Source organism: Streptomyces sp. NBC_00271, assembly GCF_036178845.1.
In the GTDB taxonomy this organism is placed as follows: domain Bacteria; phylum Actinomycetota; class Actinomycetes; order Streptomycetales; family Streptomycetaceae; genus Streptomyces.
On record NZ_CP108070.1, the window covers coordinates 4,399,027 to 4,413,818 of the forward strand.

27 protein-coding genes are annotated in these 14,792 nt (G+C 70.0%); 25 read left to right on the forward strand and 2 right to left on the reverse strand.

Features of this window, described 5'->3' with window-relative positions:
* Nucleotides 1–155: 155 nt before the first annotated feature.
* The 25 genes from OG798_RS20365 to OG798_RS20485 all read left to right on the forward strand — a co-directional run bounded on the left by OG798_RS20365 (nt 156) and on the right by OG798_RS20485 (nt 12,853).
* Entirely contained in the window at nt 156–632 is a 477-nt protein-coding gene (locus OG798_RS20365) for a hypothetical protein (RefSeq protein ID WP_328757442.1), read from the forward strand.
* Nucleotides 632–790 (forward strand): hypothetical protein, encoded by a 159-nt coding sequence (locus OG798_RS20370; RefSeq protein ID WP_328757443.1) that lies wholly within the window; start codon nt 632–634, stop codon nt 788–790. The genes OG798_RS20365 and OG798_RS20370 overlap by 1 nt, the downstream gene beginning before the upstream one ends.
* Nucleotides 787–1,278, forward strand: a complete 492-nt coding sequence (locus tag OG798_RS20375) for a hypothetical protein (protein WP_328757444.1) — start codon at nt 787–789, stop codon at nt 1,276–1,278. Before OG798_RS20370 ends, OG798_RS20375 begins: the two co-directional genes overlap by 4 nt.
* Nucleotides 1,275–1,493 carry a hypothetical protein gene (locus OG798_RS20380; RefSeq protein ID WP_328757445.1) on the forward strand — a complete coding sequence of 73 codons (219 nt, stop codon included), beginning with the start codon at nt 1,275–1,277 and terminating at the stop codon, nt 1,491–1,493. Before OG798_RS20375 ends, OG798_RS20380 begins: the two co-directional genes overlap by 4 nt.
* A complete protein-coding gene (locus tag OG798_RS20385; protein ID WP_328757446.1) occupies nt 1,490–1,873 on the forward strand; it encodes a DUF6907 domain-containing protein in 384 nt (127 codons plus the stop codon). The genes OG798_RS20380 and OG798_RS20385 overlap by 4 nt, the downstream gene beginning before the upstream one ends.
* Nucleotides 1,870–2,169, forward strand: a complete 300-nt coding sequence (locus OG798_RS20390; RefSeq protein WP_328757447.1) for an HNH endonuclease — start codon at nt 1,870–1,872, stop codon at nt 2,167–2,169. The genes OG798_RS20385 and OG798_RS20390 overlap by 4 nt, the downstream gene beginning before the upstream one ends.
* Nucleotides 2,166–2,366 carry a hypothetical protein gene (locus OG798_RS20395; RefSeq protein ID WP_328757448.1) on the forward strand — a complete coding sequence of 67 codons (201 nt, stop codon included), beginning with the start codon at nt 2,166–2,168 and terminating at the stop codon, nt 2,364–2,366. The genes OG798_RS20390 and OG798_RS20395 overlap by 4 nt, the downstream gene beginning before the upstream one ends.
* Entirely contained in the window at nt 2,363–3,601 is a 1,239-nt protein-coding gene (locus tag OG798_RS20400) for a hypothetical protein (RefSeq protein WP_328757449.1), read from the forward strand. Before OG798_RS20395 ends, OG798_RS20400 begins: the two co-directional genes overlap by 4 nt.
* Nucleotides 3,598–3,768 (forward strand): hypothetical protein, encoded by a 171-nt coding sequence (locus tag OG798_RS20405; RefSeq protein ID WP_328757450.1) that lies wholly within the window; start codon nt 3,598–3,600, stop codon nt 3,766–3,768. The genes OG798_RS20400 and OG798_RS20405 overlap by 4 nt, the downstream gene beginning before the upstream one ends.
* The gene (locus OG798_RS20410; RefSeq protein ID WP_328757451.1) at nt 3,765–4,076 is read left to right on the forward strand and encodes a hypothetical protein; all 312 of its coding nucleotides are present in this window, start codon (nt 3,765–3,767) and stop codon (nt 4,074–4,076) included. Before OG798_RS20405 ends, OG798_RS20410 begins: the two co-directional genes overlap by 4 nt.
* A gap of 101 nt (nt 4,077–4,177) precedes the next feature.
* On the forward strand, nt 4,178–4,399 hold the full coding sequence (locus OG798_RS20415) for a hypothetical protein (protein ID WP_328757453.1): 222 nt from the start codon (nt 4,178–4,180) through the stop codon (nt 4,397–4,399).
* A gap of 38 nt (nt 4,400–4,437) precedes the next feature.
* Nucleotides 4,438–4,617, forward strand: coding sequence for a hypothetical protein (locus OG798_RS20420; RefSeq protein WP_328757454.1), 180 nt, complete (start codon nt 4,438–4,440; stop codon nt 4,615–4,617).
* Between the two features lie 43 nt (nt 4,618–4,660).
* Nucleotides 4,661–4,897: a hypothetical protein gene (locus tag OG798_RS20425; protein ID WP_328757456.1), complete on the forward strand. Its 237-nt coding sequence runs from the start codon at nt 4,661–4,663 to the stop codon at nt 4,895–4,897.
* A complete protein-coding gene (locus tag OG798_RS20430; protein WP_328757457.1) occupies nt 4,890–5,060 on the forward strand; it encodes a DUF6257 family protein in 171 nt (56 codons plus the stop codon). The genes OG798_RS20425 and OG798_RS20430 overlap by 8 nt, the downstream gene beginning before the upstream one ends.
* An 87-nt stretch (nt 5,061–5,147) precedes the next feature.
* Entirely contained in the window at nt 5,148–7,346 is a 2,199-nt protein-coding gene (locus OG798_RS20435; RefSeq protein ID WP_328757458.1) for a cell division protein FtsK, read from the forward strand.
* Nucleotides 7,347–7,496: 150 nt separating this feature from the next.
* Nucleotides 7,497–7,721 (forward strand): hypothetical protein, encoded by a 225-nt coding sequence (locus tag OG798_RS20440; protein WP_328757459.1) that lies wholly within the window; start codon nt 7,497–7,499, stop codon nt 7,719–7,721.
* 52 nt (nt 7,722–7,773) lie between these two features.
* Nucleotides 7,774–8,151, forward strand: coding sequence for a hypothetical protein (locus OG798_RS20445; RefSeq protein WP_328757460.1), 378 nt, complete (start codon nt 7,774–7,776; stop codon nt 8,149–8,151).
* A gap of 245 nt (nt 8,152–8,396) precedes the next feature.
* Entirely contained in the window at nt 8,397–8,984 is a 588-nt protein-coding gene (locus OG798_RS20450) for a hypothetical protein (protein WP_328757461.1), read from the forward strand.
* A 164-nt stretch (nt 8,985–9,148) separates the two neighbouring features.
* Nucleotides 9,149–9,655: a hypothetical protein gene (locus tag OG798_RS20455; protein ID WP_328757462.1), complete on the forward strand. Its 507-nt coding sequence runs from the start codon at nt 9,149–9,151 to the stop codon at nt 9,653–9,655.
* Between the two features lie 205 nt (nt 9,656–9,860).
* Entirely contained in the window at nt 9,861–10,070 is a 210-nt protein-coding gene (locus tag OG798_RS20460; protein WP_328757463.1) for a hypothetical protein, read from the forward strand.
* Between the two features lie 5 nt (nt 10,071–10,075).
* Nucleotides 10,076–10,612: a DUF6879 family protein gene (locus OG798_RS20465; protein ID WP_328757464.1), complete on the forward strand. Its 537-nt coding sequence runs from the start codon at nt 10,076–10,078 to the stop codon at nt 10,610–10,612.
* The gene (locus tag OG798_RS20470) at nt 10,609–11,448 is read left to right on the forward strand and encodes a helix-turn-helix domain-containing protein (RefSeq protein ID WP_328757465.1); all 840 of its coding nucleotides are present in this window, start codon (nt 10,609–10,611) and stop codon (nt 11,446–11,448) included. The genes OG798_RS20465 and OG798_RS20470 overlap by 4 nt, the downstream gene beginning before the upstream one ends.
* An 87-nt stretch (nt 11,449–11,535) precedes the next feature.
* Nucleotides 11,536–12,000 (forward strand): hypothetical protein, encoded by a 465-nt coding sequence (locus OG798_RS20475; protein ID WP_328757466.1) that lies wholly within the window; start codon nt 11,536–11,538, stop codon nt 11,998–12,000.
* Nucleotides 11,997–12,398: a hypothetical protein gene (locus tag OG798_RS20480; protein WP_328757468.1), complete on the forward strand. Its 402-nt coding sequence runs from the start codon at nt 11,997–11,999 to the stop codon at nt 12,396–12,398. The genes OG798_RS20475 and OG798_RS20480 overlap by 4 nt, the downstream gene beginning before the upstream one ends.
* 233 nt (nt 12,399–12,631) lie before the next feature.
* Nucleotides 12,632–12,853: a hypothetical protein gene (locus tag OG798_RS20485; protein ID WP_328757470.1), complete on the forward strand. Its 222-nt coding sequence runs from the start codon at nt 12,632–12,634 to the stop codon at nt 12,851–12,853.
* 42 nt (nt 12,854–12,895) lie between these two features.
* Here OG798_RS20485 and OG798_RS20490 read toward each other — a convergent pair whose 3' ends face one another.
* Both OG798_RS20490 and OG798_RS20495 read right to left on the reverse strand, forming a co-directional pair.
* Nucleotides 12,896–13,093, reverse strand: coding sequence for a hypothetical protein (locus OG798_RS20490; RefSeq protein WP_328757471.1), 198 nt, complete (start codon nt 13,091–13,093; stop codon nt 12,896–12,898).
* A gap of 11 nt (nt 13,094–13,104) precedes the next feature.
* A complete protein-coding gene (locus tag OG798_RS20495) occupies nt 13,105–14,757 on the reverse strand; it encodes a hypothetical protein (RefSeq protein ID WP_328757472.1) in 1,653 nt (550 codons plus the stop codon).
* Nucleotides 14,758–14,792 lie beyond the last annotated feature (35 nt).

Sequence of the window (14,792 nt, forward strand, 5' to 3'; positions counted from 1 at the left end):
GCTCACGGCCGGACGAGTTTCTGCAGATCGGAAAACCGGCGGTCTCCGATAGTTAGATGGGGATCTAGCAAAGAGCAAAGAAACGGCCCCCGGCGGTGTTGGTAGCACCAGCCGAGGGCCTGACGGACCTACCTGACTAGACCAGGAGAACCGCTGTGATCCACCTTCTCACGTCTCCCCGTACGGCCCGTACGGTTCGCGGCCTGATCGGCACCGTTGCCGATGCCGTCCGCTCGGTCATCGCTCCCGTGTCGCTCGTCGAAGCGTCGGCCGTCGAGACCGTCCTGGACCCGGTCGACGTCCTCGCCGCCGACGAACTCCCCGCCGTCGAGACCATTGAGGCCGCCGCCCGCGAGTACGAGCGCGCCGCCGACCAGGCCCGCCGCGCCGACCGCGGCAAGCGCGCCGCGAAGAAGGTCCTCGACAAGCTGCCCGCGGGCATCTACGGCACGTGGCGCGTCTTCCGGACCCCGTCCTCCCGGCAGACCCCCGACCTCGCCGCCATCACCGCGATCTTCAAGGCCAACAACCTCGGCCCGGTCCCGATGAAGCCCTGCACCCCGTCCCTCAAGGTCGAGCTCGTCGAGTCCGCCCCGGTCGCCGACGAGGCCCTGGCGGGGGTGGCTGCCTGATGGCCGAGACCACGAAGGCGGCCCGCCCCGAGCGGGCCGCCCCCGGCCGACGCATCGTCGCCGCGGGCATCATCCGCCGGACCCCCGACCGCACCATCACCGTCCGCGTCACCCAGGCCGGCGCCACGGGAGTCATCGCCAAGCAGGTGACCCGATGATCCACACCTCCATCCACACTGTGGATAACCCCGCCGAGCCCGGCGAACTCGCCGTCGCCGTCCGCGTCGGGCAGCGCATGCTCGCCGCCTACGGCACCGTCGACGACGGCGACATCTTCGCCTACGCCCAGGCCCACGGCGGCCTCGCCGAAGCCCTCCGGATCCTGCTGCGCGCCGTCGGCGCTGAGCGCGTCGGTGGTCTTCCTGGGGAGACCACCGAAAAAAAGGCCACGTCGGTCTCCCGCTGCCCAGCCGCCCACCACGACGACCCGACCCCGTGCGACGGCCCGACCGTCGTCACCGTCCTCGACGCGGCCAACGCGGGCGCCGACGGGTGCGAGCACCACGCGGCCCGGCTCCTCGCCTCCCTCGACGGCGGCCGCGTCTACGCCCTGCCCGACGCCCCGGCCGGCGCCGCCATCCGCGTGTTCAAGGCCGCTGGCACCATCCGGCCCTTCGCCTGGGTCGACAGGGGTGAGCGCGCGTGAGTATGAACGCCACCCCCCTCAGCGCCTACGACGACAGCGACCCGGCACCCGCGAGTGTGTCCGCCGAACTCCGGATGGCTGCCGAGACCCTCGACGAGACCGCCACCGCCGACATCCACAGCGACACGGACATGATCCGGTCCGCCGTGGCCCTGCGGATGCGGCTGCACGCCCTGGTCACGGCCCTGGACGCCGAGCGGGGTGAGCGCCGGTGAGCACCGAGCCCCGCACCGTCACCCTCGCCACCATCGACCGCGGCGACGTGACGATCCCGTGCCCCGCCTGGTGTGCAGGGCACGCCCACCACGACCCCGAGACCGAATACGCCGACATCATCCACAGCGGCCCGGAAACCATCGTCACCTTCCGGTACACCACCCTGCTCACCGCGAACCTGGTCCAGTCCCCGCACGCCAGCGAGGACGCCACCCCCGGGCTCGGCGGACGGACCCCCGGCGTCTCGGTCCACCCGCTCGGCGAAACCCTCGACCCGGTCGGCCTGTACGAACTGGCCGCCGCCCTCGACACCTACGCCGACCACATCCGCGACCTCGCCGACCAGCTCGACACGCTCCTCTCCGGCGGTGACCAGTGAGCCGCCGCCACCGCACCGGCCACATGCGCGGCGCCAAAGGCCGCCGCAAGCGCCTCGACCTCGCCAGGCGTGACGGCGCCCGCTGCTTCTACTGCCGCACCCCGTTCACCGACCCGGCCACCGAGGCGACCTTCGACCACTACCTGCCGTACGCGCTGTGGCCCACGAACGTGCACTGCAACCTCGTCCTCGCCTGCCAGGGCTGCAACCACGCCAAGGGCGACACGCTGCCCCTCGGCCTGCTGCTCGCCCTGCGCCCGTGGCTCACCCGCGCGCAGCTGGCGGTGGCCGCATGAGCCGCTCCCGCAACCACATCTCCCGCCCGACCGAGCACGCCGCCATCCGCGCGGCCAGCCGGTCGGCACGGCCGCTCCCCTCTGTTCCTGCCCTGATGGCTGCCCTGATCGACGCGAAGGACCGTCGTGACGGGGAGGCCGTGATCCTGTGCGCGCACCGCGCGGTGCGCGCCGCCGCCCCGGAGGTGGGCGAATGAACACCCTTCTGATCTGGTCTCAGGCCAACCCGCTGCCAACGGGCGCCGCCGCCACGCTGCTGCTCGCCGTCCTGGTGACGCTGCTCCGGACGAGCCGCACCCCGGCGGCCGTGCTGGTCGCCTCGCTCGCCGCGATGGCGTGCACCGCGTACAGCGCGGACACCAGCTGGCGGTTCGCCGCCCACCGCCTCGACATGACGTCGGACGCCGAGCGGGCCGCGATGTTCGCCGCCGCTGAACTGGCGCTGTTCGCAGTCGCCCTGATGGCCAGGCAGAACCTGCGCACGCAGGGCGCGCCCGGCACCCCAGGCGTCCTGGTGTGGGTCATCACGGGCGTGCAGGTCATCCCCGCCTACTCGGAGTCCGGCCTCGTCGGCGGCACCGTCCGGGCGTTCGTCGGCCCGGTCCTCGCCGCGGTGCTGTGGCACCTGGCGATGGGGATCGAGCTGCGGCACGCGAAGCCTGGGACGGGCTCGCAGTCCCTGCCCGCGGTCATCGCCCGGGAGCTGCGCGAGCGGCTGCTGTCCCGGCTCGGCCTCGCCACCCGCGACCGCACCGCCGAGCAGATCACCCGGGACCGGGCAACCGCCCGCGCCGTACAGCTCGCCTCCCGGCCGAAGCTCCGACGCTGGGGAAGCAGCCGCCTCGCCGCGGCGGTGGCCCGCTCCGGGGTCGGCACGGACCCCGAGCAGCTGGACGTGATGATGCGGATGCTCGCCGCCCGCCGTGGCGCCGGCACTCTCGCCTCGGTCGAACTCCGGTCGCCGTTCGAGCCGGAAGTGCCTGAGGTGGCCATCGAGGTACACCGTGTACCTGAGGTACCCGAGGCGTACCCGGCGATCGAGGTACACGTACCTGCCGTACCCGTGGCGGTGCCCGCGGGGGTTCGGCTGCTGCCGATCGTCGCCCGGCCCGAGCCCGCTCCGGTCGTCCCCGAGCCGGTCGCCGAGGAGCCGTCGCCGGAGCCGGAGGTACGCGTACCCGGGGCGCAGGAGCACCCCTGGTACACCATCGACCCGACCGAGTACCCCGACCCGAACGGCACCGGCGACAAGGTCGACGAGGAGCCCGAGGAGCCGGACGACGACCAGGGGTACCCGGACCCGCTCATCTCCCAGGTACGGGCCGACTTCCCCGACGACGTGCCCGGGGTACGGCGGCTGAAGGACACGTACGGCATCGGCCAGGCCCGCGCGCAGCGCATCCGCGACGAGCTGATGGGGGTGCGGGCATGAGGTGGCTTCTCCTCGGTGCCCTGCTGGGCTTGCTGCTCGTCTTCCCGCCCCTGCTGGCGATCCTCGTCGTCGCGGCCGTGGCCAGCAAGCCCGTGGCCGTGACCTTCGCACTCGGCCTGGCCGCCCGCCCGTACCTCGCCCGCAAGGCGAGGAGGTGGGCGCGATGACCGAGCCCGTACAGCGGCAGCAGATCGGCTACGACCTCGCCGGTAACCCCATGTACGCCGCGCCCGTCCAGTACGTGCAGCAGCCCGTCCAGCAGCAGCCGTTGCAGCCGATCAAGGCGCACCCGTGGGGCGCGTACATCGCGGGTGGCTGCCTCGGCCTGCTCGCCCTGACGCTCGTCGTCGTCCTCGTCATGTTCGTGGTGTTCGGGTTCGCGATCCTCGCGGCCGTCCTCGGCCTGGTCGTCGTCGCCCTCACGATCTGCGTCCTGGTCCTGAAGTCGATGTGGACCGAGTCCCGCAAGGGCTGACCTGCCCTTCCGTCCTCCGCCAGGTGTTTCAAATGGAACACCTGCGGGGGTGCGGTGGGGCCGGCCAACCCGGAGCAGGCCCACAACCCGAGGAGCACCTCATGCCCGCAGCACGCCACTTCTTCAAGCCCGGCACCCTCTCGAACGACGAGCTCAAGGCCGACATCACCGACGACATCGCCACCGCCCGGGGAGCCCAGCAGAGCCTGCAGCAGGCCGGCCACAACGGGCGAGCCGAACAGATGCGGCAGGCCACCGACGAGCACCTCGACGAGCTCAACGACCTCAACAACGGCACCTGGACCCCCAGGTACGGCAGCTGACAGCCCTCCCACCCTCCGTCAGTAGAGAGGAACCCCGCATGAACCACACCATCCATGTCACCCCGTGGATCTCCCGCCGCCCCGGGCTGGCCGCTCAGTTCGACTGGTCCTGTTCGTGCGGACGGCGCGCGTCCAGCCCGTCCGCGGATCGCGCCGCCGCCGAGTCCGACGCCCTCCGCCACACCCCGAAGCGGAACACGGTCAGCCGCCGCCGCTGACCCCCACGACCGCCACCCGACCCGCAGCCCGAGAGGACCGACCATGCCCGAACCGAAGACCCGCGAGGAGTACTTCGCCGCGGCCAGCCGTCACCTCGCCAAGGCCGTCCACCTGGCCGGATACGCCGAGGACCTCGCCCACGCCCCCAACAACCGGCACAAGAGCAGCGACTACGCCGCCGCGGCCGCCGTACATGCGGACATCGCCCGCTCCGCCGCCGCCATCGCCCAGGCCCTGCCCGAGACCGACCAGGACGCCCCGGAGGACACCAATGTCTGAGCCGAAGCTGAAGCTCACGCTCTGGGAGCGGGCCCGCCTCTTCGGCATCGAGGCGCAGGGCGTGAAGCGTGCCGCCGCCGGCATTGAGGACCAGCCCGACATCGACCGCCGCGCAGAGCGCGTCCGCGAGCAGGCCCGCAAGAGGGCCGCCAAGAAGAAGTAGCTCCGCCACGGGGCGTCCGCCTCGCCTGCCAGCAGATTCGGCCGCCCCGTGCTCCCAAAGCCCCATCGAGACCCAGGGAAGATCAGCATGACGCAAGTCGCCGTACCCGCCCAAGACTCGGGCACGGGTACACCCGTACCCGCTGTACCCGCCCCCGCAGGTACCCCCACCCCGCCCGTACCCGGAGCGCCGGGTACACCCGCCCCTGCGCCGTCCTCCGAGACGCCCCCGTCGACCGCCGCGAGCAACACGGGATACGCCCCTGAGGGCGCGCCGGGTACGCCCGTACCCGTCGACAATCCGGCGCTCCCCGAGCCCGGGGTACGGACTGAGAAGCGGCGCCCGATCGTCGCCCCGTGGCTGCGCTCCCGCAGCGACTTCAAGGCCACCGTGGCTCGCGCGTCCGGCCATGCCGGGTACGCCACGATGTACCACGGGCTCCGTCTCCCCTGGTACGGGATGCAGCTCGGCATGATGTCCCCGCGCGGTGCGGCCCGGTTCGTCACGTCCACGAACCGGTGGGTGTGGGACCGCGAGGCCGCACCCCTGCGCGACTACGCCGTCCGTCAGGAGGACGTCGAGGAGTACATGCGCCTCGCCCGCCTGCGGGCCGGACGCGTCCGCCTGCGTGGCTTTGTGACCGTGGTCGCCGCGGTGTTCGGCCTCAGCTTCGCGATCTGGCTGTACGTCATGGCGCCCGAGTACCTGTACCTGTTCGCCGCCGGTGGGGTGCTGACCCTCGGCTACTTCGGTCAGCAGCCCGACGCCCCGGTCATCGGGCCCGCGGTCATGCGTACCGAGTTGCAGAAGCTCACCGGATCGATCGTGGTGCGCGCCCTCGACGCGATCGGCAATGCGAAGATCTCCGCCGCCGTGAAGAAGGGCGGCGACATGAACGGTATGCGCTTCACCAGCGAGATCACCCGCGACGGGCCTGGCTACCGGGCCGACCTCGATCTCCCTTACGGCGTGGTGCCCGAGGACGTGATGGAGGAGCGCCAGGCCCTCGCCTCCGGGCTGCGCCGCAAGCTCGGCTGCGTCTGGCCCACCGGTGACCCTGACGAGCACGAGGGCCGCCTGATCCTGTGGGTGGGCGACAAGCCGATGAACGAGACCACGAAGCCCCCGTGGCCGCTCCTGAAGGAGGGGCAGGTCGACCTGTTCAAGCCCGTCGTGTTCGGCAATGACCAGCGGATGCGGGACATCGTTGTGACCTTGATGTTCGCCTCGATCGTGATCGGCTCCGTCCCCAGGATGGGGAAGACGTTCCTGCTGCGCCTGCTGCTCCTGATCGCCGCCTTGGATCCGCGCGCCGAGTTGTACGGGTTCGACTTCAAGGGCACCGGCGACCTCGGCCCGTTGGAGCCCGTCCTGCACCGGTACCGGTCGGGCGAGGACGACGAGGACATCCTGTACGTCCTGCACGCCCTGCGGGAGCTCAAGGAGGAACTGCGCCGCCGGGCGAAGGTCATCCGCAACCTGCCGCGCTCCCGCTGCCCCGAGTCGAAGGTGACCCCGGCCCTGGCCAACGACAAGAGCCTCGGCCTGCACCCGATCGTGGTCGGGTTCGACGAGTGCCAGGTCCCCTTCGAGCACGAGAAATACGGGCCTGAGCTGGAGTCGATCTGCACGGACATCGCCAAGCGCGGCCCGGCCCTCGGTATCGTCGGCATGTTCGCCACCCAGCGGCCCGACTCCAAGTCGCTGCCCACCGGGATCAGCGCGAACGCCATCCTGCGCTTCTGCCTCAAGGTGATGACCCACACCGCGAACGACATGGTCCTCGGCACCGGCGCGTACAAGGCTGGCATCCGCGCCACCATGTTCAGCCGCTCCGACCGCGGCATTTGCTGGATGTCCGGCGAGGGCGACGACCCGCTCATCGCCGCCTCGGCGTTCGTCGACGGGCCGGCCGCCGAGCTGGTCGTTGCCCGGGCCCGGGTGATGCGCGAGGAGTACGGCAACATCACCGGCCACGCTCTCGGTGAAGGCCCGTCCGAGTCCCGTGGGATGGACGTCCTCGGCGACGTGCTGAAGGTGTTCCGGCCCGACGAGGAGCAGCTCTGGTGCGAGCGGATCGCGGCCCGTCTCGCGGAGTGCTGGCCGGACGTGTACGGCGAGTGGACCACTGCCAGCGTCGCCCCGTCGCTGAAGCCGTGGGGCGTGGGCACGGCCGACGTGTGGGCCACCGGAGACGACGGCAAGGGCACCACGAAGCGCGGCATCAAGCGCGCCGACGTCACCGCCGCTGTCACTCGCCGTGACGCCGATCGGGTCGCCGCGTAGCCCACGGACGGCCGCTAGGCCTAGCACCACCCCCTGCTAGGCCTAGCACCCCCGCTAGCACCAAAACATGCCCTTGACCTGTTACCTAGCGCCTAGCAGGACGGGGCTGGGAAACGGGAAACACCCACCTCAGAGAGGAAACCCGCCCTCATGCTCGCTGCTTGCGCGCTGCTCGTCCTCGCGCTCGGCTGTTACGCAGTGTTGTGCGCGGTCAAGCCGTTCGCCCTGTGCCGGAAGTGCCGGGGTGCGGGGCAGATCGAGCGCTTCCGGAAGGTGCGCACCTGCCCGCGCTGCCGCGGCCACAAGCTCCGGCTGCGGATCGGCCGACGGGCGCACAACGCGTGGCGGCGCACTTACAGCGAAGGCGCCCGCTGACTGCACTCCACCTGATCCCCTGTGAGCAGCATCCGACGAAACGGAGAACCGCATGCCCCAGAATCCCGCCATCCCCTACGGCCACGTGGCGTTGCCCGCCGACCTCTTGGCCAGTGCCCTGTACGGACTCGGCCAGTACGAGGCAGCACAGATCGAGGCGAGGGGCGACGGCCTGCGGCCGAGTACCTCGACGTGCAAGGTAGTCGCGTGGCTGTGGGAGAACGGGCGCCAGGGCGAGGCGACCGAGGTGGTGGGCACCGTGTGCGCCGTTCTTCGTGGGCGACCCGTCCCCGGCGGCGCCGGCCGGATCACGCACGGGGCAGTCATCGACGCGTTCGGCGCCGAGCTGGACAACCTCGGCATGATGCCGGAGGGCGGTTGGGCGCCCATCTCTGAGCACCTCAACCGGGAGGTGCCGCGCGGGTTCTGACTGCACCCTGCCTTCTCCCGCGCCCGCTGTCAGACCCGGCTCGTACCCTGAACCGAAATGCGCCCCCTGCGCGGCCATTACGACCGCGCAGGGGGCCTTCGCACGTCCGGGGTGCTCAGCCTCGCTGCGCCGCGACCAGGCAGCGGACATCACCCCCACGTGTCACGAGACAGCCACACCGCGTACACGCGAGCCCCGCACAGCGCATGATGCCCCCTCAGCAACAGCACGTCCTTAGGGGGACCATGCACGCCCGTAGAGCCGCCGTAACTGCCCTGCTCGTCGCAGCCACCGCCACCGCCTGTAGCAGCAACGGCGCCGACGACAAGGCGCAGAGCAAGCCCAGCAAGGCCGCCACCAGCAAGGCCCCAGCCACGACAACGCCGGCGCCTGGCCCACTGAAGTTCGGCTCCAACTGGCGCTGGTCCGACAAGGACGACGACGGCAAGCCCATCAGCGGCACGACGACCGTCCTCAGCTACACCCAGCCCGCCAAGGACGTCGACCTCACGAAGGAAGCCTCAGACTTCGCCCACCCCGTGTGGTCCGTCCTCGAAGTCAAGGTGTGCATCGCCGCCAAGAGCAGCCCCGTGACCGTCTCCCAAGGCCCCTGGGCCCTCGGCTTCCCCGACGACACCCGCCTCGACTCCCCCAACATCAGCGGCTCCGGCGTGCCCAAGCCCGAGTACGCCAGCAACGGCGCCACCGTGAACGCCGGAAGCTGCCTCCGAGGCAAGATCACATACTCGGTCGAACGAGGCACCCGTCCCAACCGCATCGTCTACGGCTCAGCAGGCCGCGACACCGTCGAATGGGCAGTACCCAAGGCGTAGACCGAAGGAAGCGCCCGTGCTGAGCCCGTCAGGCGCGCTCGTCCGACCGCCAATCGCCCACCGCACGGGGTAAGCGTGGAAGCGGGACCACGGGCTGGGCACACCGAGTGGGGCAGGGACGAAATGGTGTGACTACCGATGTCCCGCCCTGCGACCATCGGAGCATGAGCGAAATACCGGTGAACCCGGAGGAAGTTGAGCTGCTCCTCTACCTGGGGACGATGGTCCGTGACGCTGCCCACATGGAGATCACAGTCGAAGCGCTCACCGGCCACCTCGTGGCCAGCCATGACCCGCAGGCTTCCGGGGTGCGGGGGCAGCCGCTGTCATCCCTCGTGCGTACGTGCCGGGAGACTGCTCGACAGGTCCCGCGAGTCGACGACTCGCAGCTGGCCTCGCTGGACAAGCTCCTGGACCGGGTAACCGCCCTATCCAAGCTCCGCAACGCCTACGTGCACGGCGGATGGGCGAAGGACCTCGACGGCTCTCTGATTGCACTTCGGGGAAAGCGAGGACAGAGCGCTCTCGTCTCGCACGCCGTCTCTGGGGACCAGCTCGTCGAAATGATCGACGAGATCCGAAGCATCTACGACGGGCTGATGGCATGGATCAGCCACGACCTCGACATCGTGTACGGCCCGCTCCAAGATCAGAGCGGCGCTGAGTCCTAGTAGTCCGGGCCGAGTGCAACCGGCGCACAAGGCGTGGTGCCGTACGTACGACGATGGCACCCGCTGAACCTGCAGGGCAGTCGTGTTGCGCGCAACCGGCCGCGAAGAAGACGCCCGGCGGGCAATTCTGCGCAATCCCCCGGCGTCAGCCCGTCATCCGCAGCATTCTGAGGACTCGCCCACCGACACGAGAAGGAGACAGGCCATGGCCCGAAAGCTCCGCATGCTCGGCACCACCAGCGACGAGGGCAAATGCCCGACACTCTACGAGGACGTCGACACCGGCGACATCATCGTGCAGGGCTACACCGTCACCGACACCAACGACATCGCCCAGCTGCAGAACGTCCTCGACGGCGAATCGTTCGTTGTCGTCCCCCGCGACCTGCTGACCCGCTTCGCCCCCAAGGAGTAGACCGCGTGCCGCAGTTCATCAACGACTCGACGTTCAGCACGTACTTCGAGACGTTCGAACAGACCGCGTGGCGCCTGGAGACCCGCCGCGGCTACGCCTCCGACCGCAACAGCCCCAACTGGACACGCTGGAAGGCCGGCGAGGACGTCAGCCACGACCCGTCCAGTGCATGGCGGGAGAACATCCAGCGGCAGACGGCCGCGGGGAAGCGATTCGAGCGCATCCGCCTGGTCGACGACCCACCGACCGATGGACAGCTGTTCCTCCTCGCGCGGGCACCGAGCAACGAGGCGGTGGGCGAGGACATCCGCAACCTGTGGCGTGCGGACGCGGAACGTCTGGCACTGCCTGCGGTCGACTTCTGGCTCTTCGACAACCGCCGCGCCCTGGTGCTCCACTTCGACGACGCCGACGAGTACCTTGGCGCCGAACTCATCGAAGACCCTGCGCGTATCGCGGAGTTCCGCCAGATCCGGGATGCCACCTGGCCTCGCGCGATCCGGCGCGCAGACTTCGCGGCGCAGGTAGCTTCGGAGGTGTGACCGACTTCCAGACCGCCAGAGAGGCCCTCGGTGCGCGGCTACGTGAGCTGCGCACCGAGGCCGGACTCAACGGCAAGGAGTTCGCTGCCCGGACCGGATGGCAGCGCTCCAAGGTCTCGCGGCTGGAGAACGGCAAGCAGACCGCATCCGCGGCCGACGTCGAGGCGTGGGCGCAGGCCTCCGGGGCTCCTGATGCCGCCAGCGAGTTGAAGGGCCGGGTCCGCAGCCTGGAGACCGCGTACCGGAGCTGGAAGCGTCAGCTATCGGCCGGCCACCGCGCGATGCAGGAAGAACACGGCGTTCAGGAAGCGCAGGCGGAGACCGTCCACATCTTCGAGGGCGGCATCATCCCCGGCATCTTCCAGACCCCGGACTACGCCCGCGGCGTCCTCACAGACGTGTCCAACCGCCTCGGGGTGCCCCGCGACATCGAGGAAGGTGTGCGGGCCCGCATGAAGCGGCAGAAGACCGTGTACGAGCCGGGGCACCATTTCCACGTGCTGATCTGGGAAGCGGCTCTGCACGTCGTACGGTGCTCCCCGGAGGCCATGGCCGCGCAGCTCAACCGGTTGTCCGGGTTCATCGGCCTCGACACGGTCACCCTCGGCATCATCCCGTTTGGCGCGCGGACGCCGTTCTCCCCGAAGCATGGGTTCTGGATCATTGACGAACGGCTCGTCGTCGCCGACACGTGGAACGCGGAGCTCTCACTCGACTCGCCGGACGACGTCGCGTTCTACCGCAAGCTCTGGGACCTGATGCGGGAATCCGCGGTCTACGACCACCAGGCGCACCGCCTGATCTCCCGTGCGAGGGCGCAGCTCACCCTGACGTGAGCAATCGGCAGCAACCGTCCTAGCTCCGTGCGCAATCCCGCGCAATCAGCGCACACGCGCGCAATCGGACTGCCTACCGTCCTGCTCATGGCTCTACACCCCGCCCCATACGCCCGGCAGGCAGGACAGGACTGGCTCCTCTCCTGCGCCGACACTCCCGCCGAGATACGGACCCGGTGGGACGCTGACGAGCTGGGCGAATTCCCGAGCGGCGGCCACTGGATGGTGGCCGAAGCTGCGCTCGCACCGTCCATGGACGCGCTGAAGCGCATCGACCCCTCGCGGCGCGGCCCGGTCCTGTCGGACGTGACCCAGGGGATTGCGTGGTGGCTGGTGCCGCCGACCCTCGGCGACGAACTGGACGACGTGCGCACGATCACCGTCCGGCCTCGGGGCTGGGTGCTTCGGTGTCCGCCCGTGCTGTATCCGGTGCGCGGCCGCGTGTGGATCGAACGGCCGGATGGCTCCGGCCGGCTGACCGACCCTGTCCTCCTCGGTGCCGCGCTCGGCCCCGCCGGCGGACCTCGACTTTCTGCGGAGGCATTCGGATGACCCTCACCTCAGCCGAGACCACGGACGGCTTCATGCTCGAGCGGCGCGGGAAGAGGCTGATCGAGTCGGCGACGTCCGGCCGGGAGCGGGCTGCCGCGCAGGCCCTCGTCGAGGAAGAGACGATCCTCGCCCACAGCAGCGTGCAGGGCGCGCTCGGTCTCCTGGACACGCCCAGCAAGAGCAAGGTCGGGTGGGAAGGGCTGATGGGACGCGTCTACAGCCTCGGCCTGGACGACGAACAGAGGACGTTCCTCGGGCTGACCCTCTCGATGCTGAGCATCGGCAGCACACCCCTGGCGGCAGTAGCCGAGCTCGACGAACGCCGCCTGGCCATCATGCTGCGAGCGATCGCACGGCTGGCAGGCAACGACACGATCGCGGTAGGAACGCGACTCTAGCTCTCGCCGTCGGCTCCCCTGTCCGGCAGCGAGAAGGGGCGGCCGCCCTACGTCCCCACAAGGGGCGGCCGCCGCACGAACGCCCGCCCGTCCTCGCACCCCAAGCTCAACAGAGGGCGGGCGGGTCCCGGATCGGCCCTCCCCTCACCCCCCAGGCTCCGGGGAGGGCCCGGCGCCTCCGGTCACGACCAGAGGCGCCCCATACACTGACGCTGACCCTCGAAGGTGGTCCCGTGACCGACGGCCGCCCGCACGGCCCGCTGCCCGGTCTCACGGACTGGCAGCGGGCCGTCGTCGACTTCGCCCGCCAAGACCTGCAGAAGGCCCGCAGGGAGGATCTCGCTGCGATGGACGATGCCAGCCTGATCCTGCTCGTCGAGCGGCTCCGCAGTCGCCTCCACAGCGTCCTCCACCTACTCGACGAGATCACGGAGCAGGACCGCGAGCGCTCGTGAGCCGTGCCAAGTTGGTGCAGCACGACCACGTTGGGGGCGCTGTTACGCAGGGACGATGCTGATCTGCGGCTGGGCGACATCGAGCCGCATCCCGTGCTTCTCCAAGACCTGCTGCAACTCGGCCGCGCAGGCCTCCATGCGGGCCTGCTGCTCATGCGCGATCAGAGCCCGGGCGGCTGCGAGCGGATCTTCCAGAGCGGACGCGGACGGCGCGCCCTCGTCAGTGGTGTGGCTGTGCATGCGAGCCCCTCTCAGGCCGGTGCGAGGACGGTGACGGTGCCGGACGAGCCCTTGTACTTCAGCGCGCCCGCCTCGACGTACACGACGCCCCCAGCGGACGGGGTGCCGGTGGGCAGCGTGGTCACGTTGGCCACGCCGAGGACGCCGACGCCGCCCCCGGTCGAGGTGGTGTTCACGAGGACGTTCGTGCCGGCGTGGAGCGCGGTGTCGGTCTTCAGGCGGCCGGCGGCGGCCCGGTAGAAGTTGGTGTCCGAGGCGAGCGCGCCGGTGGACCAGGACATGGTGCCGTCGACGAGGACCTGGAACCGCTTCTGGGTGTCGCCGGTGACTTGGACCTGCAGCGCCTTGACGGTGGTATCCACACCGTTGACGAGGACGGCCGACTGCGTGGTGGCCTGGGCATCGAGGTACAGAACCTGCCCGGTAGCGCGCTGGAGATGCAGCCCGGCGGTCGGCGTGGTGACGCCGCCCATGCCGATCCGGCCGGTGGATCGTTCGATGTGGATCGAAGTGTCCAGCAAGGTGCCGGTGTCGTCGTAGCGGCGCACCTGGAAGTCTGTGCCGGCGTTCGATCCGCTCTCCGTCGTGCTGTTGGCTCGGATGCCCCAGCGGCGGCCGGAGTTGGACATGTCCGAGCTGATTGACAGCAGGATGTCCTTGTTCACTGCGTTGTTGCCACCGACGCGGAGTGCGGTGTTCTGGCCCGAGTAGGTGCCGCTGGTGATGTTCTGGGCCCGTACCGAGAAGTCGGCCAGGTTGGTGCGGATGTTCGTCCAGTCGACGCCGATGGGGGCATTGTCGACGGCCTTGGTCCCGTCCACGGCCTGGTCGATGAACGGGATCTCCAGTCGGCCCTGGAGGGCGCCGCTGGAGTCGGCGATCTCCAGTTCCCAATGTCCGTGGATCGAGCCGTGATCGTTGGCCTCGAAGTGGGCGCCCTGCCACACCACCGGCTTCCAGCCGACGCCCGAAGCGAGCGGGTCGCGCGTGCCCGCGTCGTAGCCGCTTTTCTTGGTGGAGGTCTGGACCGGTATGTAGAACGCCTGCATCGTCTTTGCGTCGCTTCGCATCGCGAAGTTACGGATGTTCTCGCCAAAAGACCCGACGTTCGCACGCTGATACGAGTACAGGTTGATACGGCCCGTCGAATCGGTGCCCGTGCCGTCGTCGTCACCTCCCGCATAGCTGCTCAGCACGCTGAAGCTTTGGCCAGCACCGGCAACGCCGATGGGATAGCCGGCGGGAGCGCCGTAACGGTCGACGACGAGGCTGCCTGTGACGGTCCCGCCCGACGTGGACACGCTGCTCGCGAGGGGGACGCCGGTTGAGGGCCACTGCCCGTTCAGCCGCGGCCCCCACAGAGTTTCGCTGTCGATGTCGAGCCAGTACTCGCCGTCCCGCCCCAACTTGACTGGCGGGTCGCCGTGTCCGGACAGGATCGCGTCGCCCGTGGCAACGAGCGTGGACGAGACCGGGCCAGGGATACCGCCATTGTCGGCGGTCTGGTTGACCGCCGAGGCGGTGGCTACCCAACGCCCGTCGGCCGGAGCGGTGGGCCAGTCCCACACTGTGGGCGTGCCGCCTGCGCCGCGCTGGGGGCCTGCGGTGAGCGGGATGCTGGTGTAGACCGTCTCGAAACCTGCGGTGTAGACGTACATGGTCATGCTGGGTCTCTTCTCTCGGCTGCGGCGCCGCTACC

Coding starts and splice junctions, on each gene's coding strand:
- OG798_RS20370 (WP_328757443.1), top strand. CDS start 632: ATGGCCGAGACCACGAAGGCGGCCCGCCCCGAGCGGGCCGCCCCCGGC.
- OG798_RS20375 (WP_328757444.1), top strand. CDS start 787: ATGATCCACACCTCCATCCACACTGTGGATAACCCCGCCGAGCCCGGC.
- OG798_RS20395 (WP_328757448.1), top strand. CDS start 2,166: ATGAGCCGCTCCCGCAACCACATCTCCCGCCCGACCGAGCACGCCGCC.
- OG798_RS20400 (WP_328757449.1), top strand. CDS start 2,363: ATGAACACCCTTCTGATCTGGTCTCAGGCCAACCCGCTGCCAACGGGC.
- OG798_RS20405 (WP_328757450.1), top strand. CDS start 3,598: ATGAGGTGGCTTCTCCTCGGTGCCCTGCTGGGCTTGCTGCTCGTCTTC.
- OG798_RS20410 (WP_328757451.1), top strand. CDS start 3,765: ATGACCGAGCCCGTACAGCGGCAGCAGATCGGCTACGACCTCGCCGGT.
- OG798_RS20415 (WP_328757453.1), top strand. CDS start 4,178: ATGCCCGCAGCACGCCACTTCTTCAAGCCCGGCACCCTCTCGAACGAC.
- OG798_RS20420 (WP_328757454.1), top strand. CDS start 4,438: ATGAACCACACCATCCATGTCACCCCGTGGATCTCCCGCCGCCCCGGG.
- OG798_RS20425 (WP_328757456.1), top strand. CDS start 4,661: ATGCCCGAACCGAAGACCCGCGAGGAGTACTTCGCCGCGGCCAGCCGT.
- OG798_RS20430 (WP_328757457.1), top strand. CDS start 4,890: ATGTCTGAGCCGAAGCTGAAGCTCACGCTCTGGGAGCGGGCCCGCCTC.
- OG798_RS20435 (WP_328757458.1), top strand. CDS start 5,148: ATGACGCAAGTCGCCGTACCCGCCCAAGACTCGGGCACGGGTACACCC.
- OG798_RS20440 (WP_328757459.1), top strand. CDS start 7,497: ATGCTCGCTGCTTGCGCGCTGCTCGTCCTCGCGCTCGGCTGTTACGCA.
- OG798_RS20445 (WP_328757460.1), top strand. CDS start 7,774: ATGCCCCAGAATCCCGCCATCCCCTACGGCCACGTGGCGTTGCCCGCC.
- OG798_RS20450 (WP_328757461.1), top strand. CDS start 8,397: ATGCACGCCCGTAGAGCCGCCGTAACTGCCCTGCTCGTCGCAGCCACC.
- OG798_RS20455 (WP_328757462.1), top strand. CDS start 9,149: ATGAGCGAAATACCGGTGAACCCGGAGGAAGTTGAGCTGCTCCTCTAC.
- OG798_RS20460 (WP_328757463.1), top strand. CDS start 9,861: ATGGCCCGAAAGCTCCGCATGCTCGGCACCACCAGCGACGAGGGCAAA.
- OG798_RS20475 (WP_328757466.1), top strand. CDS start 11,536: ATGGCTCTACACCCCGCCCCATACGCCCGGCAGGCAGGACAGGACTGG.
- OG798_RS20480 (WP_328757468.1), top strand. CDS start 11,997: ATGACCCTCACCTCAGCCGAGACCACGGACGGCTTCATGCTCGAGCGG.
- OG798_RS20490 (WP_328757471.1), bottom strand. CDS start 13,093: ATGCACAGCCACACCACTGACGAGGGCGCGCCGTCCGCGTCCGCTCTG.
- OG798_RS20495 (WP_328757472.1), bottom strand. CDS start 14,757: ATGACCATGTACGTCTACACCGCAGGTTTCGAGACGGTCTACACCAGC.